The following is a 25,450-nucleotide window of genomic DNA, read 5'->3' as shown; positions in this document are numbered from 1 at the left end:
ACCTAAGGTGCGGCGAGAAAATAACAAAAAGCCCCGATGAAGCGGGGCTTTAAAATTTCTGAGCCTTTAACACTATCGTCTACCTAAGTATTTGATAGTTGGTTGCGGGAGCCGGATTTGAACCGACGACCTTCGGGTTATGAGCCCGACGAGCTACCAGACTGCTCCATCCCGCGTCCGATTGCCGAGGATTATATCAATCACTCTGACAGGATGCAAAAATAACTATTGGTGCCGAGAGCGGGACTTGAACCCGCACGTCCATAGGACACTACCCCCTCAAGATAGCGTGTCTACCAATTCCACCACCTCGGCTAAAATTAGTTTGGTACGTCGCTACCAGGGTTTGCTGGTGATGCTGGTACATCAGCATCTTGAACCACTTGTTCAGCAGCAGGCTGAGACAAATCGCTCCACTCATCAACTTGTTGGGTTTGTTTGGCTGAAAGGTTGCCTAACACCAAGCTGATAACAATAAACAACGTTGCACAAATAGCGGTTGCTCTGGTTAAAAAGTTACTTGAACCAGAAGAACCAAATACTGTGTTTGATGCGCCAGAGCCAAAAGATGCGCCCATGTCAGCACCTTTGCCTTGCTGAATAAGCACTAAACCGATTAAAGCCAGTGCAACAACTAAATAAACTACTAATAAAATTTCGTACATTCTCTTTCACCTAAGTGTGGGTCGGTCTTCATTCCGACCGTCATTTAGTGAAACACAAGTCACCAAAGCGGGCGAATATTAGCGAACCTCTGCTACTAATACAAGCGCCCAGCTCAAAAAACTTCTACTCTGTGTTCAACCGTTTAATTATTGTTCGCTTTAGTTACAAGCAGCTCTAACTGCGTCAGCGATATCATTGGCACACTGTTCGACTAATGCGGAGTCTGCCCCTTCAACCATTACTCGTAACAATGGCTCAGTACCAGACTTACGCAGCAGCACACGACCGGAATCACCCAGTTGATTTTCAGCCTTAGCTTGGGCCTTTTTCACTAGGTCACTACTTAAAGGATCACTATCGCCTTTAAAACGCACGTTAACTAATAACTGTGGGTAGAGTGTTAAGTCACTTAACAAACCTCGCAAACTTTGCTTTTGAGCCAACATAGCAGCAAGAACTTGCAGCGCTGCCACGATCCCATCACCGGTAGTGGTATGCCCTAAGCAAATAATATGACCAGAGTTTTCGCCGCCGTAGGTCCAGCCGCGCTCAGACAGTTGCTCCATCACATAACGATCCCCCACTTTAGCACGGCTAAAGGGAATATCCATTTCAGCAAAGGCTTGTTCTAAGGCTAAGTTGCTCATAAGAGTGCCCACTACTCCACCGCTCAAGTGATGACTTAGCTTGGCGTCTTTAGCTAGGATGTAAAGAATCTCATCGCCATCGACTTGCACGCCGTGCTGGTCAATCATCATAACTCGATCGCCGTCACCATCAAGGGCAATACCTAGATCAGCTTGATGCTCTAATACCTGTTCAGCTAATAAACCCGTGTCAGTTGCGCCGCACTTTTCGTTAATATTTAGACCGTCAGGCTTATTACCAATAGCAATAACTTCGGCGCCTAACTCGCTAAATACCTTAGGTGCAATGTGGTAAGTCGCGCCGTGTGCGCAATCTACGACAATTTTAAGGCCTGATAAGTTATATTTGTTTGGGAAAGTACTCTTACAAAACTCGATATAACGGCCAGCTGCATCTTCAATACGACGCGCTTTGCCCAATGCGGCAGATTCAACACATGTCATTGGACTATCTAACTCAGCTTCAATGGCTAATTCCACTTCATCGGGTAATTTAGTGCCGTTGGCTGAGAAAAACTTAATACCGTTATCGTAGTAAGGGTTATGCGAAGCACTAATAACGATGCCCGCTTCGGCGCGAAAAGTTCGGGTTAAATAGGCCACAGCAGGGGTTGGCATAGGACCAACAAAGCTTGCTTGAACACCCGCAGCTGACAGCCCGGCTTCTAATGCGGACTCCAGCATGTAACCAGAGATTCGGGTATCTTTACCGATTAATACTTTACGTGTTCCCTTGCTCGACAAGACCTTACCGGCTGCCCATCCTAGTTTTAAAGCGAATTCAGGGGTAATGGGGTATTCACCCACCTTACCGCGAACACCATCCGTGCCAAAATATCGTCTTGTCATTACTTACTCATCTGTACTTTTGAATAAACGTTTAGCGCATCTGCCGTTTCTTGAACGTCATGCACGCGAAATATGTGCGCTCCCTGCTGTGCGGCTAACACCGCCCCGGTAATACTTGCTGCAACTAGGCTATCTGTCGACCTGCCTAATAACTTACCAAACATACTCTTACGGGAAACGCCTGCCAAAATAGGCAAGCCAAGTTGCTTAAACTCACTTAACTGAGCTAACAACTGAAAGTTGTGGTCAAGAGTTTTACCAAAACCGAAACCTGGGTCAACTATTATATTCGATTCAGCAATACCTGCCGCTACACAGCTCTCAACTCGTTGCTTTAAGTAAGTAATTACTTCGCTCACTACATCTTGATATTGAGGGTTAGCCTGCATACTTCTTGGTTTTCCTTGCATGTGCATAATACATACTGGAAGCCCGGAACTAGCAGCGACCTCTAGGGTTCCTGGATTAGTTAAGGCACAGACATCATTTATGATATCAGCTCCAGCTTCAACCGCCTGCTGCATCACTTCGGCTTTATTGGTATCGATTGAGACCAAACAACCGAAGCGTTGTTTAATAGCTTTGATAACACCAATCGTTCTTTGCAACTCTTCTGCTAACGCCACGTCGGCCGCACCTGGACGAGTTGATTCCCCGCCCACGTCAATAATATCCGCACCTTCCTTTAGCATTTGCTCAACCCGCGCTAGCGCACGCTCATGACAGACATAAGCGCCGCCATCAGAGAAAGAGTCTGGAGTTACATTAAGAATGCCCATAATAACGGGACGCTGGAATTGGTGAGAGCCAATATTGAATGCAATAGTCATTTTTCTTTACTTACAAAAAAGCCCTGCAAGTAACTTACAGGGCTAGTAATTTATTTATAGCTTACTGGGCAGGATCTTCACCCATGGTTTTAGGTGCTTCAGGCGTTTCCACTTTTTCCTCTTCACCCTTATCTTTAGACTCTGGTGGTGTTGGTTTGTCAGAGTCGTCCCAATCAGCAGGTGGACGCGGCGTTTTGCGTTCCATTAAGTCGTCAATCTGTCGAGCATCGATGGTTTCATACTTCATTAACGCATCTTTCATCGAATGCAGAATGTCTTTATTTTCATTCAACAACGATTCAGCACGCTGATAGTTACGGTCAATCACCGAGCGGATCTCTAAGTCAATCGACTTAGCCGTATCGTCAGACATGTGCTTAGTTTTAGCAGCGCTGCGACCTAAGAATACTTCACCTTCTTCATCGGCATACAATAACGGTCCCATTGATTCAGATAGGCCCCATTGGGTTACCATCTTGCGAGCAATTTCAGTTGCGCGCTCAATATCGTTACTAGCTCCGGTAGACACTTTCTCGTCGCCGTAAATAATACGTTCGGCCAAGCGACCGCCATATAGGCTCGAAATCATACTTTCTAGGTGTTGTTTGCTGTGACTCACTCGGTCTTGCTCTGGCAAGTACATAGTCACACCCAAGGCGCGGCCACGCGGAATGATACTCACTTTGTAAACAGGGTCATGCTCTGGCACTAAGCGACCGACAATGGCGTGGCCAGCTTCATGGTAAGCCGTCATTTCTTTTTCAGCTTCGGTCATCACCATTGATTTACGCTCAGCGCCCATCATGATTTTGTCTTTAGCTTTCTCGAACTCTTCCATAGACACAGTGCGCTTGCTGCCACGAGCAGCAAATAGAGCCGCTTCATTCACCAAATTAGCTAAGTCTGCACCAGAGAAGCCAGGCGTACCACGTGCAATAACTGCAGCATCAACGCCATCACCTAAAGGTACTTTACGCATGTGCACTTTAAGAATTTGCTCACGACCACGAATATCCGGCAGACCAACAGTCACTTGACGGTCGAAACGTCCAGGACGCAGCAATGCTGGGTCTAATACGTCTGGTCGGTTAGTAGCAGCAATAACAATGATACCTTCGTTACCTTCAAAGCCGTCCATTTCAACCAGCATTTGGTTTAAGGTTTGTTCACGCTCATCGTGTCCACCACCTAAACCCGCGCCACGTTGGCGACCTACCGCATCGATTTCATCAATAAAAATGATACAAGGAGCTGATTTTTTGGCCTGCTCAAACATGTCACGTACACGTGATGCACCAACACCCACGAACATTTCTACGAAATCTGAACCAGAAATAGTGAAGAATGGTACTTTTGCTTCGCCTGCAATGGCCTTCGCCAATAGGGTTTTACCGGTACCTGGAGGACCAACCATTAATACGCCTGTTGGAATTTTACCACCAAGCTTTTGGAACTTAGTTGGGTCTCGTAAATAGTCTACAAGCTCGCCAACTTCCTCTTTTGCTTCATCACAACCTGCAACATCAGCAAAAGTCGTCTTAATTTGGTCTTCGCTCATCAAGCGCGCTTTACTCTTACCAAAAGACATCGCGCCTTTACCACCGCCGCCTTGCATTTGACGCATGAAGAATATCCATACACCAATGAGCAACAACATTGGGAACCAAGAAATGAAGATAGAGGTTAATAGCCCCTGCTCTTCTGGTTGCTCACCCAATACTTTCACATTGTGGTTGATAAGATCATTAAGTAGGTCTTTATCGTGCAAGGGAATAATAGTGCTAAATTGCTCACCAGTGCGCTTGATGCCTTTAACATCCTGCCCACTAATACGCACTTCGCGGATCTGTTCTTGATTCACTTCTTTTACAAAGGTGGAATAGTCCATTTGCCGACCACTGCTTGAATCAGGGCTAAAGCTTTGGAATACAGACATCAAAACCACAGCTATTACCAGCCATAGAATCAGATTTTTTGCCATGTCACTCAAGACGAAAACCTCACCGGTTATTTTTAAATAAGAATTATTAGCTAGCGTACTATAGTTTAAAGCCACTAGCCACTATATAGACTTCTCGAGAGCGAGCCCTAGAAGAATCTGGCTTACGAGTTTTCACACTGGTAAACATAGAACGTACTTGCTGCAGATATTGATCAAAGCCTTCGCCTTGAAATACCTTTACCGCAAAACTGCCTTTTGGTGCTAAAACTTCACGGCACATATCTAATGCTAGTTCAACTAAATACATTGCACGTGATTGGTCAACATTATTGTTACCACTCATATTTGGTGCCATATCAGACAGCACAACATCAACCTTCTTTTCCCCCACTCGCTCGAGTAAGGCATTTAGTACTTCCTCTTCGCGAAAATCTCCGCAAAGAAAGTCAACACCGGCAATAGGGTCCATTGGTAAAATGTCACAGGCTATTACGTGCCCATCTAAACCTACTTGTTCCACACAGTATTGCGACCAACCACCTGGAGCTGCGCCAAGGTCTACCACTGTCATACCTGGTTTAAGTAACTTGTCTTTATTTTGAATCTCTTCAATCTTAAATACCGCTCGTGAACGCAAACCCAGCTTTTGAGCTTTTTGCACGTAGTGGTCATCAAAGTGTTCTGTTAACCAGCGCTTAGAGCTGGCTGTATGTTTTTTATTGGTCACAAATAGTTTCCACTATAGTTACTAAACTGTACGGTATTCTGATTATAAAATAGTATTAGTCTTTAGATGGCGCTAGAATGTGCCTTTTTCAACCCCGAGTAAGCAGAAAGTTTCATGCAACTAACCAACAAACAAAAACAGCACCTGAAATCCTTGGCTCATAACTTAAAGCCAGTGGTAATGCTTGGCTCAAATGGATTGACCGAAGGGATTTTGGCAGAGATAGAAGTAGCGATTGCTCACCATGAATTGATTAAGGTGAAAATTGCTACTGATGATCGTGAAATGAAGCAGCTGATTGCCGATACCATTGCGGATAAAGTATCAGCGGTAAAGGTTCAGGTGATTGGCCATATATTAATTATCTATCGCCCTAGCGAAGATAAGAAAATCGAGTTACCTCGAAAATAAAAAAAGCGGCATTAGCCGCTTTTTTTGTATCTATACCGCGATTGAAACCGGCTGATAGGGCTCTGGTTGCGGATCTGAACCTCCACCATACTTGGCGTAAAACTCAGCAATCGCCAGCTGTTGATTGACTTGCTTTTGTTGCTCTAGGTTGCTGTTAATACTTTCGAGCGCTTTGTAACTAACAGGGTTGCTCTCACTACCTTTAGTTTCATTGCCCGTTGAACTGGTATAGTAAATATCTAATAAATTTTGCTGATGATTTACAGCTGATACACCCACTACGGTGTTGCGCTTAGCATCTACTTCGGCTTGCTGCTTTTGCTGATAGCTTTCTATTTCTCCGCCAACATAAAGGCGAGCGTTACGTTGCTCTTCTGGAGACAGTTGATCGTATTCATTTGAAATATCATCAACAATATCGCCATAACTTGGCTTATTTGAGGTGCTAGAAATAGCAGTTGAAGCGGATGTAGCAGTAGGAGAATAAGCATACATCGAGTTGGAGTTTACTTGCATAGACATTAAGCCACCTCTAAATCAGTTAATAAACAACCAATCCATGGTGAACTTTTGCACTATATCAAACATAAACTCTGTGTACAATTAATCATCTGAATATCTAAAATATGCAAACAGGATAACTAAGCTTTAATTAAGCTATGCAGTTTTTTATGTCGACATTAAGCCAAGGGTAAAAACTCTGCCAGTTGAGCATCTCTCACCACCACGCAGTCCATTCCTGCGTTGTGTGCCGCTTGAATACCAAATGGCGTATCTTCAAACACCAAACAACGTTTTGGTTCAACAGCCAAACGCTGTGCAACTTGAAGGAAAGTATCTGGTTCAGGTTTATGTGCGGCTACATCTTCAGCACACACCATTACTTGAAAGTACTCGGTAAGTTGAAGATTATTGGTAATACGGTCCATATTGACTCGCTCAGCACCGGTGCCTAAACCTAGCTTTTTAGTGGCCGAATATTCTGCGAGTAACTTACAGCTAGCTGGGATACGCTCAAGTTTATGCCATAAGGCATCAAACCCCGCGCGCTTGTCATTAAGTAACTTAGATGCGTCGATGTTTACTTGGTAGTGTTGCTGGTATTGTTCAGCAATTTTCAGCGTAGGCATACCACCACGCTGTGCGACAAAATCGATATAAACCGGTAAGCCCTGCTGGTTTAAGGCTTCTTCCCAAGCAGCCAAATGTGCTGGCATCGAGTCAACTAAGGTGCCATCCATATCAAAAATAAAGGCATCATACTTTGAGTAATCTATAGATAACAAAACGCTTCTCCAATAAAAAACGCAGCCTAAAGCTGCGTTTTTAAAAGTGATTGAAACTAAATATATTCAACCGCTACAATTTCGTATTCAACTTCACCGCCAGGCGTTACTACGGTTACTTCATCTTCTACGTTCTTACCAATAAGCCCGCGCGCAATTGGCGAGTTAACGGAAATGCGATTTTGCTTAATGTCGGCTTCATCGTCACCAACAATCCCGTAAGTTACTTCTTTGTCTGTATCAAGATTTAGTAAAGTAACCGTACAACCAAAAATCACCTTACCGCTATTGGTCATTTTGGTTACGTCGATAACCTGAACGTTACTTAACTTGCCTTCGATATCTTGAATACGCCCTTCACAAAAGCCTTGTTGTTCTCGTGCAGCGTGATATTCAGCGTTTTCTTTAAGATCGCCATGCTCACGAGCTACCGCGATATCGTCGATAATTTTTGGACGAACCACTGTTTTTAAATGCTCTAACTCTTCACGTAATTGCGTTTCTCCACGCACCGTCATAGGAACTGGTTTCATACTTTTTAACTCAACAAAACTAGAAAAACAGAAAAAAATTTGGCTGTCGATGACAGCCAAATTTACTTGTAATAATGTTAACAGTGTAACGCTATTTTACGCTGCGGTGAAGATCTTCACCGCTTTGCTTATACCGATAGTCACCGATTAACTAATACGTTTATGTAATTCTTGAACAGAAGTCACAGTGCCACGATCGTCTGCGTTGTGCGCCTGACAAGTCGCAAACGCACCATTGAGCGTGGTGGTGTAGTTAACTTTTTGCGCCAAGGCTGCTCTACGTAACTGACGAGAATCTTCGATAGATTGACGACCTTCAGTAGTGTTAATTACGTAGCTGTACTCACCATTTTTCAAACGGTCAAGAATATGTGGGCGGCCTTCGTGAACCTTATTCACTAAGCGAGGGTTAATGCCTGCTTCACCCAATGCCACTGCGGTACCGTGGGTAGCGTCTAGTTCGTAACCTAGTTCAAGTAACTTAGCGGCAAGCTCGGCAACACGTTTCTTGTCTGAATTACGCACCGACAATAGTACTCGACCACCTTTAGGGCCATCGTTACCAATGCCCAACTCTGCTTTAGCATAAGCTTCGGCAAAGGTTGCACCTACACCCATAACTTCACCGGTAGAGCGCATTTCTGGGCCTAAGATTGGGTCAACGCCGTGGAATTTGTTAAATGGCAATACCACTTCTTTCACTGAGTAGAATGGAGGAATCACTTCTTTAGTGATGCCCTGCTCGGCTAGAGAAATACCCGCCATTACACGAGCGGCGACCTTAGCAATAGGCACGCCAGTTGCTTTTGACACAAACGGTACAGTACGTGCGGCACGAGGGTTAACTTCGATTAAGTAAATCTCATCGTCTTTAACCGCAAACTGGGTGTTCATTAAACCAATTACGCCAAGTTCAAGGGCTAAAGCGCGCACTTGCTCACGCATGCGGTCTTGAATTTGTGGGCTTAAGGTATAGGCAGGCAATGAACAAGCCGAGTCACCAGAGTGAACACCCGCTTGCTCAATATGCTCCATAATGCCGCCAATCACTACGTCTTTGCCATCACAGATAGCATCAATGTCGATTTCAACAGCATCGTTTAAGAAGCTATCCAACAGAACTGGAGAGTCGTTAGATACACTTACAGCTTCTTTAAAGTAGCGGCGTAAATCTTGCTCGTCATAAACAATTTCCATTGCGCGGCCACCCAATACATAAGATGGACGAACTACCAATGGGTAACCAATGCGCTCAGCGGAAATAACCGCTTCTTCAGTGGTAGAAACTGTGTCATTTTCTGGCTGTTTAAGCTTCAATCGATCTACAGCGACTTGGAAACGTTCGCGATCTTCTGCACGGTCAATCGCATCTGGTGAAGTACCAATAATAGGTACACCAGCGGCTTCTAATTCACGCGCCAACTTAAGTGGCGTTTGGCCACCGTATTGAACAATTACACCAGTAGGCTGCTCTACACGTACAATTTCTAATACGTCTTCTAGCGTTACCGGTTCAAAGTATAAGCGATCAGAAGTATCGTAATCGGTAGATACTGTCTCTGGATTACAGTTAACCATAATGGTTTCGTAACCATCATCACGCATGGCTAAGGCAGCATGAACACAACAGTAATCAAACTCAATACCTTGACCAATACGGTTAGGGCCACCGCCCAAAATCATGATTTTTTTCTTATCTGAAGGTTGTGCTTCACACTCTTCATCATAAGTTGAGTACATGTAAGCCGTATCAGTAGCAAACTCAGCAGCACATGTATCAACTCGCTTGTAAACAGGTAGCACCTCTAAACGGTGACGAAGCTTACGCAACTCTTTCTCAGATACACCGGTTAGTTTTGCTAAACGCGCGTCGGCGAAACCTTTGCGTTTAAGTTTGCGCATTGTGGCTTCATCAAGACTCGCGACACCTTCTTTAGCGACTTGCTGCTCAAGTAAGATAATGTCTTCGATTTGAACCAAGAACCAGCGGTCAATGTTAGTAAGAGCGAAAATATCTTCTACACTCATGCCAGCACGGAATGCATCTGCAATGTACCAAATGCGGTCACAACCTACATTTTGCAATTCATGGCGAATGGTTTCCATGGCATCTGTTGCATTAAGGTCAACAATTGGATCAAAACCATCAACGCCAACTTCTAGACCGCGTAAGGCTTTTTGAAGTGACTCTTGTTGGTTACGACCAATCGCCATCACTTCGCCTACTGACTTCATTTGAGTGGTTAGACGGTCGTTAGCACCAGCAAACTTTTCAAAGTTGAAGCGAGGGATCTTAGTCACTACGTAATCGATTGAAGGCTCAAACGAAGCAGGTGTGCGACCGCCAGTAATGTCGTTTTGTAGCTCATCAAGGGTAAAACCTACTGCCAATTTAGCGGCGATTTTAGCAATTGGGAAACCCGTTGCTTTAGACGCTAGCGCTGATGAACGAGATACCCGAGGGTTCATCTCGATAATAACCATACGGCCTGTATTTGGACAAATACCAAACTGAACGTTAGAGCCGCCTGTTTCAACACCAATTTCACGCAATACCGCCAGTGATGCATTACGCATCAATTGGTATTCTTTATCGGATAAAGTTTGCGCAGGCGCTACGGTAATTGAATCACCAGTGTGAACGCCCATTGGGTCAAAGTTTTCGATGGCACAAACAATAATACAGTTATCGTTTTTATCACGTACCACTTCCATCTCGTACTCTTTCCAACCAATCAAGCTTTCGTCAATTAGCAGTTCACTAGTTGGCGAAAGGTCTAAGCCACGAGTACAAATTTCATCAAACTCTTCTTTGTTATAGGCAATACCACCACCGGTGCCGCCCATTGTGAAAGAAGGTCGAATAATACATGGAAAACCAACTTCTTCTAATACGCCGTATGCTTCTTTCATAGAGTGAGCAATACCGGCATTAGGACAAGCTAGGCCGATGCTTTTCATCGCTTTGTCGAATCGACTACGGTCTTCAGCTTTGTCGATTGCGTCTGCGGTAGCGCCAATCATTTCAACATTGTATTTTTCTAGTACGCCTTTACTTTCTAGCTCTAGCGCACAGTTCAATGCTGTTTGACCACCCATGGTTGGCAATACTGCGTCTGGGCGCTCTTTTTCAATAATGCGCTCAACCACTTCCCAGTGAATAGGCTCGATGTAAGTCGCATCAGCCATTTCAGGGTCAGTCATAATCGTGGCAGGGTTAGAGTTAACCAAGATCACTCGGTAACCTTCTTCACGCAAGGCTTTACAAGCCTGAGCGCCGGAATAGTCAAACTCACAAGCTTGGCCGATAACAATTGGGCCTGCGCCCAATATTAGAATACTTTTTATATCACTACGTTTTGGCATAAGTTCTGCTGCTCTCTACCTACGCTTGGCCGTTAAGGCGCTGCTCAATTAATTCAATGAAATGGTCAAACAATGGCGCCGCATCATGCGGACCAGGGCTAGCTTCAGGGTGACCTTGGAAGCTAAACGCTGGTTTATCGGTGCGATGAATACCCTGTAAGCTTTGATCAAACAACGAGAAATGCGTCATTGTTAGATTGTCTGGTAAGGTTTTTTCATCTACCGCAAAACCATGGTTTTGCGCGGTAATCATTACTCGGTCATGTTTAATATCTTTAACCGGATGGTTACCACCGTGATGGCCAAATTTCATTTTCGCTGTTTTAGCACCACTGGCTAACGCAAGAATTTGGTGACCTAAACAAATACCAAATACTGGGATATCTGTTTCGAGGAAGGTTTTGGTGGCTGCGATCGCGTAGTCACATGGCTCGGGGTCGCCGGGGCCGTTAGACAAGAAGATGCCATCGGGGTTTAAGGCAAGCACCTCTTCAGCAGATGTTTTGGCAGGAACCACGGTTAATTTACAGCCGCGGTCCACTAACATACGCAAAATATTGCGTTTTACACCAAAATCATAAGCAACTACGTGAAACTTACTGTCTTCACTATCGGCGGGAAGCCCAGCTTTAAGATCCCAAGAGCCTTGTGCCCAAGTGTAAGTATCAGCCGTGGTAACTTCTTTGGCGAGATCCATCCCTTTTAATCCAGGGAAGGCTTTCGCTTCAGCTAAAGCTTGTGCTTCATCTAAATTTTCACCCGCTACAATACAACCGGCTTGTGCACCTTTTTCACGAAGAATACGCGTTAGCTTACGAGTGTCTATATCCGCAATACCTACTACGTTTCTTGCTTCCAAATATTCACTTAAGCTTTGTTGGCTACGGAAGTTACTCGCCACTAAAGGCAAATCACGAATAACTAGGCCACAAGCGTGGATAGCATTCGATTCTTCATCTTCAGGGGTGGTTCCGTAGTTTCCGATATGGGGGTAAGTGAGGGTGACAATTTGGCGAGCATATGAGGGGTCAGTTAAAATTTCTTGGTATCCAGTCATCGAAGTATTAAAAACAACTTCTCCAACGGCAGAACCATTGGCTCCGATTGCGGTTCCACGGAACACGGTACCGTCTTCTAATACCAGCAGCGCTGATTTGCTCAAGGCAACCTCCTAACAAAGAACTGTCGACACGACAAAGTTGAACTAAAGGGTAAACTTTAGCCCAATACGATAAAATTTTGGCAAATTCCGCGGATTATAGAAGAGATATTGCGAAAGGTCTATCAATTTTTATACAAACTTATAAAAACGGGCGCTTAAGGTTCGATTTAAACATTAAGGGGGTGAAATGGAATGTTTTTCTAAATGTGTCATAGCTAGCGTTTTAGCCCAACTACAAAGCTTATCAGCAATCAGTCTATCTAAAAAAAAAGCCGCTCTGGCAGGAGCGGCTTTTAATTAAACGTTAATATTACTCAGCTTTAACGGCTAACTGCTTACTAACCAAATCAAATGTTAATACAAAATTGCCAGCAGCAGCAGGAGTAAACTCTATATTCCCACCATTGTTTGTTAGTGCTAAAGAATCATCAGCTACTACTACAGCATCAAAACCATGCTCATGAATTCCCCAGCCACTGCCAGTAACCTTAAATTGAACCGCTGAGTCAGCAGCAAATGTAAAGCTATAAATTGCGCCATCTACATAGGTCATTTGAGTGGTAGCGTCATGTTTCCAGTCAATAATTGACCCTGGAACATGCATAGCTATATCAGCAAATGCTTCATCTAGCGTTTCCATAGATACTTCAGGGTTAGCACTATCATTAGCATCTAATGTTAATGTATAGAAACCTGATTCAGTAACAGTACAGTTACCGCCGCCACATCCCCAACTAGTATCCCAATTACCAAGTGTGAACTTATATTCCTGTCCTGCCATTACAGCTGTTTCAACAGTATAAAGTCCGTTACCAGCATATGTAGCCTCAGTTCCTGCAGCATCCCAACCATTCATATCACCAGCAATGTATACCTGAGCGAGACCTAAAGGAGGAGTATCTCCTTTCTGCCCTTGTGGTAGACCTGTACCGCGTTCTCCATCGCGAGCCATGTTAAATACAGCTGAAGACCAAGCTGGAACGGTAAACTTACCATCAGCAAAGGCTGCATCACCGGCAATAGAGTTAGCCGCAGAATGTGCTTCACTTAGCTCAAAGTTAGCAAGAGCAATTGGGTTCCCATCACCGTCTACGAAACCGCTTACCATTTGCGATTCAGGCGTTGCATTCACAATAACAACAATACCGTCTAGGTCTGCATCTAAGTCAGCATTATGTCCCAGGCCATTATCGATTGTCATAACAATTAGACCCGGCGTTTGAGCAGGACCAACATTGCGGAAGTCTACTCGGTCAATAATTTCTTGACCACTAGGTAAAGTCATCAACGGAGAAGCTTTACGTAAACGTAACAACTCTTTGTAAACATCAACTGAATTCATCATATCGATGGCAGCAGGTTGAGCTTTATCAGTTAACACACCTTCGATGGTCTCAAAGTTTGCTTCATCTTTCTCCGCAGCTGGTAAACCTTTATCCCAGTTATTGTCAGCTAAAGTGAAATCAACTTTGTTGTACCAATCACCGTAATCGTATGAATCACGTTGCATTGACTTAGAGCGCAGCAACTCCACTCCCATGTGAGTGAATGGCATGGCTTGACCAAGTAACACAGTGGACAATGAAACACCTTGCATCCTTACACGATCTTCAACACTTGCATCATGCGACACTTTATACATATTAATGTCCCAAAGTGTTTGGTTGTCGTGTTTAGATACGTAGTTTTGAATTTCCCATGGTTCTTGTGCATAACCCGCTGCCTGACCATTATAATCAATGGTACTACCCGACATAACTAAGTCATCTTTAGTTAACATTTGGAAGTCACTAAGGTTACCAGCCATACCTAAGCGCGTTAGATCAGCTTGATGAAGAGCTCGAGCTAACTCTATCTCACCAGGTGTTTTTCCGTCTTCGTTAGCTTCTCCAGTTAAAGAAACCAATTCATTTGGCAATACATAGGCACCATTACCAAAACCTTGGGTTGCACGAATGCCGTCAGCAGAGTCAAACGGGCTACCACCACGAACCGCATCACGCAAACGGTCAGAGAAAGAACCAATACCAGTGCCACCTAAGTGTTTTTGCGTAGCTTGGACAAAACGGCGGTCATCTTGAACTTCACCAAAATTCCAGCCTTCACCATAGAAATAAACTTCTTCGTTTACACTTTGAGCGGCAGCTAAAGTTGTTTGCATTTGCTCTAATGGGTGATGCCCCATTAAGTCCCAACGGTAAGCGTCAATTTTGTATTGCTCAGTCCATACTATTAGAGAGTCATCGATAAACTTGGCGTACATTGCGTGCTCAGGTGCCGTATTGTCACAACAAGTTGAAGTTTCAACCATACCTGTATCAGGAACTAGACGTTGGTAATACATTGGAACAACTTTATCAAGAACCGATTTATCGTTTAGACCTGATGCGTTTGTATGATTGTAAACAACGTCAACCACGACATTTAGTCCAAGATTCTCTTTAACTGCCTTAACCATCTCTCGGAATTCTAGAATTCGCGCAGTGCCCTCAGCATCTGTAGCATATGAGCCTTCAGGAACGTTAAAGTGGAATGGGTCGTAACCCCAGTTATAGCTATCGACGCCTCGAACATACTCATTAAGCGCTTGTACTTTAGGTGAGTCGATACTATCTTCCTCAGCTAACTCTTCAAACACCTCAGCTAATGTCTGTTCGCTACGACAATATGATACGAAGTCCTCTGATTCAGCTACAGACCGATTAACACTACACAACTTGCTAAAAGGTTCATCGATATTAGCGACTTTCGTTGGGTCTTCATTAATTGTTGCAAGATCGAATACGGGCATCAGATGTAAGTGAGTGAGACCAGCATCTTGTAGCTCTTTTAAATGTTCAGTAGGTACCGTTCCTTCTTCAGTAAACGCAAGATACTTGCCTTTATTAGCTGTACTTGCATCTAATGATGAGAAATCACGGACATGCGACTCGTAAATAACCATATCTGACAAATCACTACCTAACTGCGAATGGGGTGCAGTTACAGAGTCCCAACCAGCTGGTTTCAAATCATCAGCATCTAAATCAACTACTTGACTGTATAAAGAGTTCATCGACAAGCTTAAAGAATACGGGTCAGTTACCTCATAGCCATACACTTTTTGCTGAGTAGGATTGAATACGGTTAAGGCATAACGGTAGAATCTGCGATCTACATCGGCATTCGGAGCATTAACACTCCAACTGCCTGAAGCTGCATCTTCAACCATAGGCAGACGATCACGTATAGTTTTATCATCGTTATAAATAACTACTTCAACATTTGTCGCAGTTGGAGCCCAAATGCGGAAGGTGGTTTCTTCGCCGCTAACTACAGCACCATAATCCAACTCTTTAGCTGACTCAGCATATAAAGCATCTAGTGCTCCTGCATATTGAACCCCGGTTACGGAACGCATTTCACCAACGTCATTCGAAGCGATAGCGACAACACTACCTTTCAAAATATCAGTTAAAGAAATCGACTCAGGGAGAGAAGGCAAAGTAAATGCTGGGTAATCAGCTAAGTGAGGAAATTTCGACTTCTGTTCATCTGATAAGGTACCGCCAGACAATACAATTGATGGACCGCTAACAACTCCATCAGTTACGGAGAACTCTCCGTCGTGAGTAAACATCAATTGCACCATTGATGCACCGTCACCGCCTCTCCAAGCGATAGTGTCATCATCCAACATAATTGCGCCAACTGTACTCACTTCAAATCCAGCTGAAGGCCCCGCTTCTTCAAAAGCAGTATCACGACTCGCAAATTGGGTTGCGTTACTCGGCATAAGGGTTATTGAACGATTTTCACCCATTGTCGCAACATCAATTCTAATGTCGTCACCAATTAATTTGTCTTTATTTTCGTTAGTACGGAAAATAACGTTAAAACAGCCCTCATCGGCGTCGATTGGGAGGTACCATACTGGGCCAAACCTATCTGAAGTATCCGGAGTAACACTAACATCATCCCATCCATTATTTAGAGCGCTGTCATTTAATGGTGAGTTGTCACAATTGTCTTTCCAAAGGTGCAAGTTCATCGCTGCGTAATCATCCGCAAAGTCACCCATTGGATCATAGATCTGTAAAGCAATTTGACCACTGCTTGCTACTTCATGATCACCGGGTGCTTCAACTTCTGGCAATACTACGTCAGTACCGGCCTGAGGTAGGCCTTGCCCTGCTAAAAGTAGATCCGTTCTCGACCCCTCAATAAGATCGCTACTACCTTCTGATATACCTACATTTTTCCCTGCTAAACCTGCTGATGCCGTGAAAGAGCCTTTCTCTTCTTGATTCTCATCGAGTACTTTGAAATCTGTACACGTTTCTAGTTCACTAACATTAATTAGCCAAGAAGGGCCAAAATCATCGTTACCTTCAGGTGAATAGGAACTATCCGCACATTGTAATACCCAAGCGTTAAATTCTGTTGCGCGGGCACTAAATGCCACTTGGGCTGATGAACCGTTAGCAGCTTCAGCTACATAGCTAAAGGCAAACTGCTCTGCTGAAGGGGTAGGTGCATCACCTGGTAAAACAATTATAGGATCTGTCTCAACTACTTCTGGAGTTGAAACTGAAGGTTCTTGTACCTCCGGAACAATTTCGGTTTTGCTACTGCCACAAGCGGTGATCGCAACTGCGACTACGAATGGCATTGTAAGCTTTGCTAGCTTACTAATTTTTATATCCATGTCAGCCTTTCCTTTCCTTTTACTGAACCGATATTCAGCAAATTACTGTTTTTATGTTTGGGTTTTAGTTACTCTCGCCTTCCATTGGACGAGATGCACATAAGGTAGGATTTCGGGATAAAAAGGACTGTGACGACAACGTAATTTTGGGTAACACAATATTACATTAGTGTGTTTTTTATAGGCTTTGTGAGACCGCTCAAAGAACATAATTCTTGAAAACGCTTTCAAGAAAATCCTTGATAACGTTTTCAAGATATTTTTTAGTATAAAGTACTGCCACTAAATTTAGGGAATAAAAAAACGCCGCATAGCGACGTCCATTAATAAAGAGAAATAAAACTTAATTATTAATCGTTCAAATCCAGTACATCTCGCATGTTAAATAAGCCTTTAGGCTTGTCTTGTAACCAAGATGCTGCACGTACTGCGCCATTAGCAAAGGTCATTCGACTAGAGGCTTTATGGGTAATCTCTACTCGTTCACCAATATCTGCAAACATCGCTGTATGTTCACCGACTAAGTCACCCGCTCGAATGGTAGCAAAGCCAATGGTATCTCTATCACGCTCACCAGTAATACCTTCGCGGCCATATACAGCGACCTTTTTAAGGTCGCGCCCCAGTGTATCGGCAATGGCTTCGCCCATGCCAAGTGCAGTGCCAGAAGGTGCATCGACTTTATGGCGATGGTGGCCTTCAATAATCTCGATGTCGGTGTAATCACCCATTACTTTGGCAGCAACTTCTAGTAGCTTAAAAACTAAATTAACGCCAACACTCATATTAGGGGCAAACATGATGGCAATGTCTTCGGAGGCTTCTTTTAATTGCTGCTTTTGCTCATCACTGAATCCGGTTGTACCAATCACCATCTTCTTATTATTGGCTCGCGCCCACTCAACATGAGCCAAGGTGACAACAGGTGCAGTAAAGTCAATGATTACATCAATATCGTCTTTGGCTTGTTCAATGTTATCAACAATGGCGATGTCTAATTTGCCTAAACCGGCAAGCTCACCAGCATCTACACCAATTAAACTTGAACCAGGGCGCTCTGTTGCCGCACCTAAGGTTGTGGCCGAACTTTGATTTACTGCTTCGAGTAAATTCTTTCCCATTCTTCCGTTACAACCAACAATTGCCACTCTAACTTGCGACATGTTTATTCTCCTTTGAAACTGGCCACACCCGTCTTAATTTGTGGCTCGACTATAACAAAGCAAGCTATATAAAACGAGGTTTAGCCTAAATATCAGCCTAAGGTGCTTAAAAACCTAATTATTCCATTGGGAAAACGGGCTCATTAAAAAAGGCCATTACCGTTTAGTAATGGCCTTTGTTGCTAAGAGGGTGCCAGCTAACTGCAGCTTAAAATGTTTGAATTAAGCTGCTTCACCTGATTTAACCAACTTAGGCTTTGCTTTCTCGGTTGCTTGCGCCGGGTTGCGCTGACGCTCATAAAGAAACTTAAGCACTTGCGAGCGATAATGGTTGTACTCTTGATCATCGGCTAGAGCAACTCGGTCTCTTGGTCGCTCCAGTTTAACATCGAGTACTTCACCAATAGTTGCCGCAGGCCCGTTGGTCATCATCACAATCTTATCGGACAACAATACTGCTTCATCAACATCGTGGGTAATCATGATTACCGTGTTGTTTAACTCTTGCTGGATTTCCATTAAAGAGTCCTGCAAGTGAGCACGAGTTAATGCATCCAGCGCACCAAATGGTTCGTCCATTAGCAGCACTTTTGGTTGCATCGCCAACGCGCGGGCAATACCAACACGCTGCTTCATACCACCCGAGATTTCATCGGGGCGCTTGTGCATGGCGTGGCTCATATGCACAAGTTCTAAGTTGTGCTCAATCCAGTCTTTCATTTCGGCTTTAGATTTTTGCCCTTTAAACACTTCTTTTACCGCTAACTCAACATTTTGATAAGCAGTAAGCCATGGCAATAAAGAGTGGTTCTGAAACACTACCGCGCGATCGGGACCTGGCTGATAAACTTCTTTGCCCTCAAGTACAACACCTCCCTCAGTGGCATTATATAAACCTGCCACAATGTTAAGTACTGTCGACTTACCGCAACCTGAGTGGCCAATTAAGGATACAAACTCCCCCTTAGCTATCTTTAAATCCACCCCGTTTAACGCTCGGAAAGGACCGTTTTTAGTGGGAAAATCAATGCTAACGTGATCAATTTCTAAATACTGAGACATAATATTTTCCTTATCCTATCGGGCACTTTCTGGGCTTGAGTGAGAGATAATTTTTTGCAGGCTCACCATTAACCAATCAAGTACATAACCGATTAAACCAATCACTACAACGGCCACCATAATACGACCTAAAGAGTTAGAACTGCCATTTTGGAATTCGTCCCAAACAAACTTACCTAAGCCTGGGTTTTGTGCCAGCATTTCTGCCGCAATAAGCACCATCCAACCAATACCTAATGAGATACGCAAGCCGGTAAAAATCATTGGCAATGAGGCAGGAATAGCGATTTTGGTCACTTGTTTCGACCAATGTAATTGAATCACACGACCCACGTTTATCCAGTCTTTGTCAATCGAGGCTACACCAGTAGCTGTATTAATCAGCGTTGGCCAAAGTGAACATAAAGTCACGGTAATGGCCGACGTCACAAAGGATTTAGAAAACATTGGGTCACTACTTACATAAACCGCACTCACCACCATAGTCACTATGGGTAACCACGCTAAGGGAGAGACCGGTTTGAGAATTTGAATGATTGGGCTGACTGCACCATAGAGTTTCTTATTCAATCCACAGGCAACACCAATTGGAATAGCAATTAAGCTGGCCAGTATAAAGCCCGTGAATACCGTGTATAAACTAGTAAGAATCTGGTCAAAAAAGGTTTCTTTACCGGTATAAGGGCGAACTTTTATTTTAGCATCTGGGTTTTTGGCTAGTTTCTTCGCATTACGTATTTCTTGGCGTTCATAAAAGGCGACTTCTTTTGCGCGCTCCTCTTTATGCTCCACCACTAAGCCTTGATACTGCTCCCAAACTTGCGCTGGGCCAGGCAAGGTTCCTAGGCTAGTTTGCACTTTTGCCGCAGATACACTCCACAACAACAAGAACAAAGCAATCGCCAGAATAGGCAATCCAATACGCTCAAAAATTTCACTTACTTGCTGCTTTGGGTTTTCACCGCTGGCTAAACGAACCACTGGTACTACAGGGCCCAAACCTACTGTTTCTAGAGAGTGAATTAATTTATCTTTCATCACTACAACTCCTTTTGCGAATCTCGATGCCGGGCACTAGGCCCGGCCGCTCTCAATATTTATTTGGCTTAGATCTTGTCGTCTTTTTTCAAACCAATGTCGAACTTGTCTAAGTAAGCATTTGGTTTTGAGCCGTCATATACAATGTTGTCGATAAAGTGGGTTTGCGGCGGTTTAAAGCCACTCTCTGTTTCGAAATTAGGAAACTCAGAGGCATCAATTACACCATCAGCAATCAGCTCTTTTGCGGCTGTTGCGTAGATGTCTGGACGGTAAACCTTTTTAGCAATATCCATGTACCAAGAATCTGGTTTGTTATCTGAAATCTGTCCCCAACGGCGCATCTGCGTTAAGTACCAAATTGCATCACTGTAGTAAGGGTAAGTCGCGTTATAACGGAAGAATACGTTAAAGTCTGGCACTTCGCGCTTGTCACCTTTTTCGTACTCAAAGGTACCGGTCATACTGTTAGCAATAACGTCGTAATCGGCACCCACATATTGGCTTTTAGACAAGATTTTCACTGCTTCTGGGCGGTTTTTGTTGTTCTCTTCATCTAACCATTTAGCGGCGCGAATCATCGCTTTCACTACGCGAATGTGTGTATTAGGGTATTCGTCAGCCCATCCTTGGCTCACCCCAAATACTTTCTCTGGGTTATTTTTCCAAATCTCGTAATCGGTAACAACCGGTACACCAATGCCTTTAAATACAGCCTGTTGGTTCCATGGTTCACCCACACAGTAACCGTAGATTGTGCCCGCTTCCATGGTTGATGGCATTTGCGGTGGTGGGGTTACAGATAGCAATGCATCGGCATCAATTTTACCTGAGGTATCACCTTTATGAGGCGCGTAATAACCAGGGTGAATACCGCCAGCGGCTAGCCAGTAACGTAACTCGTAGTTGTGAGTAGATACTGGGAATACCATGCCCATGTTAAATGGCTTACCTTGGTCGATGTAACTATCAACTACAGGCTTAAGCGCATCGGCTTTAATTGGGTGAACTGGCTTGCCATCTTTATGCGGAACATGCGGCTTCATTTGAGCCCAAATGTCGTTAGATACGGTAATCGCGTTACCGTTTAAGTCCATGCTAAAAGCGGTGATAATGTCGGCTTTAGTACCAAAACCAATGGTGGCACCTAAAGGTTGGCCCGCCAACATGTGAGCGCCATCTAGTTCACCGGTAATTACTCGGTCTAATAATACTTTCCAGTTAGCTTGTGCTTCTAACTGAACATACAATCCTTCGTCTTCGAAATAGCCTTTTTCATACGCCACTGCAAGTGGAGCCATGTCAGTAAGTTTAATAAAACCAAACTTAAGATCTTCCTTTTCTGGCTCACCCACTTCTGCGTGACTGAAGCCAACAAAGCTGGCTGAAACCACTGCAGCGGCGATGGTCGTCTTAATGATTTTTTGTAAGCTTAATGGTGCTGATGTCTGCATTCCCTGCTCCTAATACCCATTTGGAAGTAACTAATTTGTGATAACACTTAGGGAGTAGCTAAGGACGTGCCAAGATCTAGATCACATTTTTTTAACACCAAAAATCATTAACTTACAAACACTACTACCCCTAAAGGAGTATTTCTATTTTTTTATATAATTCACTAACTTAGAACAAGCGCGCACAATTTTGGCGCACAAAAAACCACTTAACTCTAAGCGCTTTTATCGAGTTTTATATTCATTAGAGATTTTCTGGTGAAGTGAAGATCTAGCACTAGCGAAGATATTTAATTCGATTAGAAGATATCAATCTAGAAACTGGAGAGCGGAAATGTCGGGCAAACTTCACATGATTTCAAGCAACTGTATTTAGAAGGGAGTGTTGCTCATCTAGCATTACTCCCTTTTGGACTATGATGCTACAGCTTAGGCTGAGGTGTTTCACCTGATAAATGATGTTGTGCAGTGCGGCCGAAAAAAGCAGCTAACGAAGGCTACTCAAAGAAATCATCAAGAATGCAGTAAGCAAGCTCATGAAAATCTCCTAGCGTTGCAGCCTATTTCCTTATGAGTGCGCTGTACATCGCTCAAAGTAAGCTTTGGGCTAACATCCGCAAACCAGTTACAAGTAACACAACAGCAAACACTTTCTTTAACTTATTAGCATCCAACTTAGCGGCAACAAAAGCACCTAAGGGTGCAAATAACACGGTGAGAGGCACAATACAGATAAAGCCAATAAGATTGATCAATCCATAGGTACCAACAGGAGCATCTTCCGGTGTGGTTCCCAAAGCCAACATCGTTAAGGCGCCCGGTAAAGAGATCACTAAACCTATCGCTGCTGCTGTGCCTACGGCCTTGTGGGCTGGGTAGTTGTATAGCGTGAGCAAGGGAACAGAAATGGTGCCACCGCCAATGCCTACCATGGAGCTAAAGAAACCAATTGATGTGCCCATGGTGGTTTGCCCGATGTTGCCAGGTAGTTTGTTGAATAGCGCTGACTTGCCCGTTCTAAATAGCATGTTTAGAGCCGACAGCGTCGCAATAATACCAAACAACAAGGTAAGCCATGTGCCGTCTACACGGGTAACCAGCAAACTTCCTAATAAAACGCCAACAAGAATAAATACTCCCCAACTTTTGAGCAGTTCAAAGTCTACGTTACCCTTTTTATTGTGTGAACGAATGGAACTGATGGAGGTTGGAATTATGGTAGCCAACGAGGTGGCAGTGGCAATTAGCATGGCTGATTCTGGCGAAACGCCAAAACCTTGAAATAAGAAAAACAAAACCGGTACGATAACAATTCCGCCGCCCACGCCCAGTAAGCCAGCTAAAAAACCTGCGAATACTCCAGTAGCAACCAAAGCTAAAACAGTGGGAAGATTACCGGCTAAAAAATCAATGATGTTCATGAATGTCTACTTTTAAAGTCTATATAAAGATATTTTGCAATACCGACAAAGGGGCCTAAGCCCCTTCATTTTGTTTTTGCCTAATAACGTTGAGTTAGGCAGCTAACTCTTTTCGAACAATGTCGGCACCGGCACTTAAAGCCTGAAGCTTTCCCCTTGCCACTTCACGAGATAAAGGAGCCATGCCACAGTTAGTGCAGGGATAAAGCTTATCTGCATCCACATATTTAAGCGCTTCTCTTAAAGTACTCGCCACTTCCTCTGGCGTTTCAATCTCGTTAGTTGCAACATCAATGGCACCAACCATGATTTTTTTACCACGAACTAATTCAAGCAATTCAAGAGGAACGCGAGAGTTGTGACACTCGAGAGAAACAATGTCGATATTCGATTGTTGAAGTTTAGGAAACACTTCTTCGTACTGGCGCCATTCAGAGCCTAGTGTTTCTTTCCAATCGGTGTTGGCCTTAATGCCATAGCCATAGCATATGTGAACCACTGTTTCACAATTAAGCCCTTCTATTGCCCTTTCTAAACAAGCAATCCCCCATTCATTTACTTCGTCAAAAAACACGTTAAAAGCAGGTTCGTCAAATTGAATTATATCCACACCAGCGGCTTCTAATTCTTTTGCTTCTTGATTAAGGATCTTGGCAAATTCCCAAGCTAAATATTTTCGGCTTTTATAGTGGTCATCGTATAGCGTATCCACCATGGTCATAGGGCCAGGAAGAGCCCACTTAATGGCCTGGTCAGTTTGCGCTCGTAAAAACTTTGCATCATTAACAAACACAGAATGCGGCCGGCTTACCGGACCAACCACAGTGGGCACACTGGCGTCATAACGATCACGAATTTTTACTATCTCGCGTTTTTCAAAATCTACACCGTCTAGGTGCTCAATAAACGTGGTAACAAAGTGCTGACGAGTTTGCTCACCGTCACTCACAATATCAATACCGGCTTGCTTTTGTTCCTGTAGAGACACTCTTAGGGCATCTTGCTTACCATCTATCAGTATTTCATTCTGTAACTTCCATGGAGACCATAACTTTTCGGGCTCTGCCAACCAAGATGGTTTTGGTAAACTGCCGGCCGTAGATGTGGGTAACAAGGTTTTCATATTAACTTTCCTATTGTCAGCGCTTACGCGTAGTTTTGTGACCATTGCTCAAGCACAGTTTGATAAGGCTTGATGAAATTTTCTTCAGCGAATTTACCCTGTTTGATGGCCAGTTGGCTGCGCTCTTCGCGGTCATAAACAATCTGAGTTAACGAATGATCACGGTGCTTAAGATTTGGCTTGTAGTGATTGCCAGCAACTGCATTGGCGTTGTAAATCTCCGGGCGATAGATTTTTTGGAAGGTCTCCATGGTGCCAATGGTGCTGATTAACTCAATATTGCTGTAGTCACTAAGAAGATCCCCAAAGAAATAAAATGCTAATGGGGCAACACTATTCGGCGCCATAAAGTAACGAACATCAAAGCCCATTTTCTTAAAATACAGTTCAGTTAATGATGATTCGTTTGGTAAATATTCAACACCCAGTACTGGGTGCTTGTTTTCAGTTCGGTGGTAGGTCTTGTTATCTGAAACACTTAAACAAACAACCGGAGGCTTACTGAAATTCTCTTTGTAAGTATCTGAATTAAGGAAATCTTTAAACAGTTTGCCATGTAGATCCCCAAAGTTATCGGGAATGCTGAACGAAGGCTGGTCTTTATTGTGATCCAACAGCAGCACGCTAAAATCATAATCGCGAACATAAGAAGAAAAGTTATTGCCTACGATGCCTTCGATGGACTTACCGGTTTTGTGGTCAATTACATTGGTCCTTAGGATCTCTATAGAAGGGAAGTGTTCACCGTTACCTTTAATATCGACGTCCACAGAAATAATTTCTAATTCCAATGAATAACGATCACCTTTCGGATTATCCCAATTAGCCAGAGCATTAAAGCGGCTATCCACCATGCGCAAAGTATTACGAAGATTCTCTTGGCGGCTTGCACCTCTGGCGAGGTTAGCAAAGTTGGTTGTGATTCGCGTACTATCGGCGGGTTGATAGTTTTCATCAAAGCAGATGCTACTAATTGTATAAGTAAAATGGGTACTCATGGCGACCGTTTCCTGTTCGGTAGGCAACAGATTTAACTGCTACGTTGCTATTACGGTAAGTTATACCCAGGCAAACTCATGAATA

At 43.8% G+C, this 25,450-nt stretch carries 19 protein-coding genes and 2 tRNA genes; 1 reads left to right on the top strand and 20 read right to left on the bottom strand.

Features of this window, described 5'->3' with window-relative positions; all coding sequences use genetic code 11:
* Nucleotides 1–99 precede the first annotated feature (99 nt).
* The 7 genes from G6R11_RS06710 to rlmE form a co-directional block, all read right to left on the bottom strand.
* A tRNA-Met gene (locus tag G6R11_RS06710) sits at nt 100–176 on the bottom strand.
* Nucleotides 177–229: 53 nt separating this feature from the next.
* Nucleotides 230–315, bottom strand: a tRNA-Leu gene (locus G6R11_RS06705).
* Nucleotides 316–320: 5 nt separating this feature from the next.
* Nucleotides 321–665, bottom strand: coding sequence for a preprotein translocase subunit SecG (gene secG, locus G6R11_RS06700; protein WP_163132308.1), 345 nt, complete (start codon nt 663–665; stop codon nt 321–323).
* A gap of 159 nt (nt 666–824) precedes the next feature.
* Nucleotides 825–2,162 (bottom strand): phosphoglucosamine mutase, encoded by a 1,338-nt coding sequence (gene glmM / locus G6R11_RS06695; protein WP_163132307.1) that lies wholly within the window; start codon nt 2,160–2,162, stop codon nt 825–827.
* Nucleotides 2,162–2,992 carry a dihydropteroate synthase gene (gene folP, locus G6R11_RS06690; RefSeq protein WP_163132306.1) on the bottom strand — a complete coding sequence of 277 codons (831 nt, stop codon included), beginning with the start codon at nt 2,990–2,992 and terminating at the stop codon, nt 2,162–2,164. Before folP ends, glmM begins: the two co-directional genes overlap by 1 nt.
* A 61-nt stretch (nt 2,993–3,053) precedes the next feature.
* Nucleotides 3,054–4,982: an ATP-dependent zinc metalloprotease FtsH gene (gene ftsH / locus G6R11_RS06685; protein ID WP_163132305.1), complete on the bottom strand. Its 1,929-nt coding sequence runs from the start codon at nt 4,980–4,982 to the stop codon at nt 3,054–3,056.
* Nucleotides 4,983–5,031: 49 nt separating this feature from the next.
* Nucleotides 5,032–5,661, bottom strand: coding sequence for a 23S rRNA (uridine(2552)-2'-O)-methyltransferase RlmE (gene rlmE, locus G6R11_RS06680; protein ID WP_016402382.1), 630 nt, complete (start codon nt 5,659–5,661; stop codon nt 5,032–5,034).
* Between the two features lie 114 nt (nt 5,662–5,775).
* Between rlmE and yhbY the strand changes: the two genes are divergently transcribed.
* Nucleotides 5,776–6,072 (top strand): ribosome assembly RNA-binding protein YhbY, encoded by a 297-nt coding sequence (gene yhbY, locus G6R11_RS06675; protein WP_163132304.1) that lies wholly within the window; start codon nt 5,776–5,778, stop codon nt 6,070–6,072.
* 30 nt (nt 6,073–6,102) lie between these two features.
* Here yhbY and G6R11_RS06670 read toward each other — a convergent pair whose 3' ends face one another.
* The 13 genes from G6R11_RS06670 to G6R11_RS06610 form a co-directional block, all read right to left on the bottom strand.
* Nucleotides 6,103–6,594, bottom strand: coding sequence for a hypothetical protein (locus G6R11_RS06670; protein ID WP_163132303.1), 492 nt, complete (start codon nt 6,592–6,594; stop codon nt 6,103–6,105).
* A 158-nt stretch (nt 6,595–6,752) separates the two neighbouring features.
* Nucleotides 6,753–7,358, bottom strand: a complete 606-nt coding sequence (locus tag G6R11_RS06665) for an HAD family phosphatase (RefSeq protein ID WP_163132302.1) — start codon at nt 7,356–7,358, stop codon at nt 6,753–6,755.
* Nucleotides 7,359–7,414: 56 nt separating this feature from the next.
* On the bottom strand, nt 7,415–7,891 hold the full coding sequence (gene greA, locus G6R11_RS06660; RefSeq protein WP_163132301.1) for a transcription elongation factor GreA: 477 nt from the start codon (nt 7,889–7,891) through the stop codon (nt 7,415–7,417).
* Between the two features lie 147 nt (nt 7,892–8,038).
* Entirely contained in the window at nt 8,039–11,257 is a 3,219-nt protein-coding gene (carB, locus tag G6R11_RS06655; protein WP_163132300.1) for a carbamoyl-phosphate synthase large subunit, read from the bottom strand.
* Between the two features lie 19 nt (nt 11,258–11,276).
* A complete protein-coding gene (carA, locus tag G6R11_RS06650; RefSeq protein ID WP_163132299.1) occupies nt 11,277–12,419 on the bottom strand; it encodes a glutamine-hydrolyzing carbamoyl-phosphate synthase small subunit in 1,143 nt (380 codons plus the stop codon).
* 310 nt (nt 12,420–12,729) lie between these two features.
* Nucleotides 12,730–17,106 carry a pullulanase-type alpha-1,6-glucosidase gene (pulA, locus tag G6R11_RS06645; protein ID WP_163132298.1) on the bottom strand — a complete coding sequence of 1,459 codons (4,377 nt, stop codon included), beginning with the start codon at nt 17,104–17,106 and terminating at the stop codon, nt 12,730–12,732.
* 350 nt (nt 17,107–17,456) lie between these two features.
* Nucleotides 17,457–18,269 carry a 4-hydroxy-tetrahydrodipicolinate reductase gene (gene dapB / locus G6R11_RS06640; RefSeq protein ID WP_163132297.1) on the bottom strand — a complete coding sequence of 271 codons (813 nt, stop codon included), beginning with the start codon at nt 18,267–18,269 and terminating at the stop codon, nt 17,457–17,459.
* Nucleotides 18,270–18,491: 222 nt separating this feature from the next.
* Complete coding sequence (locus tag G6R11_RS06635) at nt 18,492–19,331, bottom strand: ABC transporter ATP-binding protein (protein WP_163132296.1); 840 nt, start codon at nt 19,329–19,331, stop codon at nt 18,492–18,494.
* Nucleotides 19,332–19,346: 15 nt separating this feature from the next.
* Complete coding sequence (locus tag G6R11_RS06630; RefSeq protein ID WP_163132295.1) at nt 19,347–20,369, bottom strand: ABC transporter permease; 1,023 nt, start codon at nt 20,367–20,369, stop codon at nt 19,347–19,349.
* A gap of 68 nt (nt 20,370–20,437) precedes the next feature.
* Nucleotides 20,438–21,823, bottom strand: a complete 1,386-nt coding sequence (locus G6R11_RS06625; RefSeq protein WP_163132294.1) for a CmpA/NrtA family ABC transporter substrate-binding protein — start codon at nt 21,821–21,823, stop codon at nt 20,438–20,440.
* A gap of 590 nt (nt 21,824–22,413) precedes the next feature.
* On the bottom strand, nt 22,414–23,244 hold the full coding sequence (locus G6R11_RS06620) for a sulfite exporter TauE/SafE family protein (RefSeq protein WP_163132293.1): 831 nt from the start codon (nt 23,242–23,244) through the stop codon (nt 22,414–22,416).
* Nucleotides 23,245–23,338: 94 nt separating this feature from the next.
* On the bottom strand, nt 23,339–24,367 hold the full coding sequence (locus tag G6R11_RS06615) for a methionine synthase (RefSeq protein WP_163132292.1): 1,029 nt from the start codon (nt 24,365–24,367) through the stop codon (nt 23,339–23,341).
* Between the two features lie 23 nt (nt 24,368–24,390).
* Entirely contained in the window at nt 24,391–25,365 is a 975-nt protein-coding gene (locus tag G6R11_RS06610) for a DUF1852 domain-containing protein (RefSeq protein ID WP_163132291.1), read from the bottom strand.
* Nucleotides 25,366–25,450 lie beyond the last annotated feature (85 nt).

Origin of the sequence: Agarivorans sp. Alg241-V36 (assembly GCF_900537085.1) — a bacterium.
Lineage (GTDB): Bacteria > Pseudomonadota > Gammaproteobacteria > Enterobacterales > Celerinatantimonadaceae > Agarivorans.
The sequence above is the reverse complement of the archived record's forward strand: the minus strand, read 5'-3'. Positions and strand labels throughout refer to the sequence as shown.

Excerpts from the sequence above, each read along its gene's own strand:
- secG (WP_163132308.1), bottom strand. The coding sequence starts at position 665 with ATGTACGAAATTTTATTAGTAGTTTATTTAGTTGTTGCACTGGCTTTA.
- glmM (WP_163132307.1), bottom strand. The coding sequence starts at position 2,162 with ATGACAAGACGATATTTTGGCACGGATGGTGTTCGCGGTAAGGTGGGT.
- folP (WP_163132306.1), bottom strand. The coding sequence starts at position 2,992 with ATGACTATTGCATTCAATATTGGCTCTCACCAATTCCAGCGTCCCGTT.
- yhbY (WP_163132304.1), top strand. The coding sequence starts at position 5,776 with ATGCAACTAACCAACAAACAAAAACAGCACCTGAAATCCTTGGCTCAT.
- G6R11_RS06670 (WP_163132303.1), bottom strand. The coding sequence starts at position 6,594 with ATGTCTATGCAAGTAAACTCCAACTCGATGTATGCTTATTCTCCTACT.
- greA (WP_163132301.1), bottom strand. The coding sequence starts at position 7,891 with ATGAAACCAGTTCCTATGACGGTGCGTGGAGAAACGCAATTACGTGAA.
- carB (WP_163132300.1), bottom strand. The coding sequence starts at position 11,257 with ATGCCAAAACGTAGTGATATAAAAAGTATTCTAATATTGGGCGCAGGC.
- pulA (WP_163132298.1), bottom strand. The coding sequence starts at position 17,106 with ATGGATATAAAAATTAGTAAGCTAGCAAAGCTTACAATGCCATTCGTA.
- dapB (WP_163132297.1), bottom strand. The coding sequence starts at position 18,269 with ATGTCGCAAGTTAGAGTGGCAATTGTTGGTTGTAACGGAAGAATGGGA.
- G6R11_RS06635 (WP_163132296.1), bottom strand. The coding sequence starts at position 19,331 with ATGTCTCAGTATTTAGAAATTGATCACGTTAGCATTGATTTTCCCACT.
- G6R11_RS06630 (WP_163132295.1), bottom strand. The coding sequence starts at position 20,369 with ATGAAAGATAAATTAATTCACTCTCTAGAAACAGTAGGTTTGGGCCCT.
- G6R11_RS06625 (WP_163132294.1), bottom strand. The coding sequence starts at position 21,823 with ATGCAGACATCAGCACCATTAAGCTTACAAAAAATCATTAAGACGACC.
- G6R11_RS06620 (WP_163132293.1), bottom strand. The coding sequence starts at position 23,244 with ATGAACATCATTGATTTTTTAGCCGGTAATCTTCCCACTGTTTTAGCT.
- G6R11_RS06615 (WP_163132292.1), bottom strand. The coding sequence starts at position 24,367 with ATGAAAACCTTGTTACCCACATCTACGGCCGGCAGTTTACCAAAACCA.
- G6R11_RS06610 (WP_163132291.1), bottom strand. The coding sequence starts at position 25,365 with ATGAGTACCCATTTTACTTATACAATTAGTAGCATCTGCTTTGATGAA.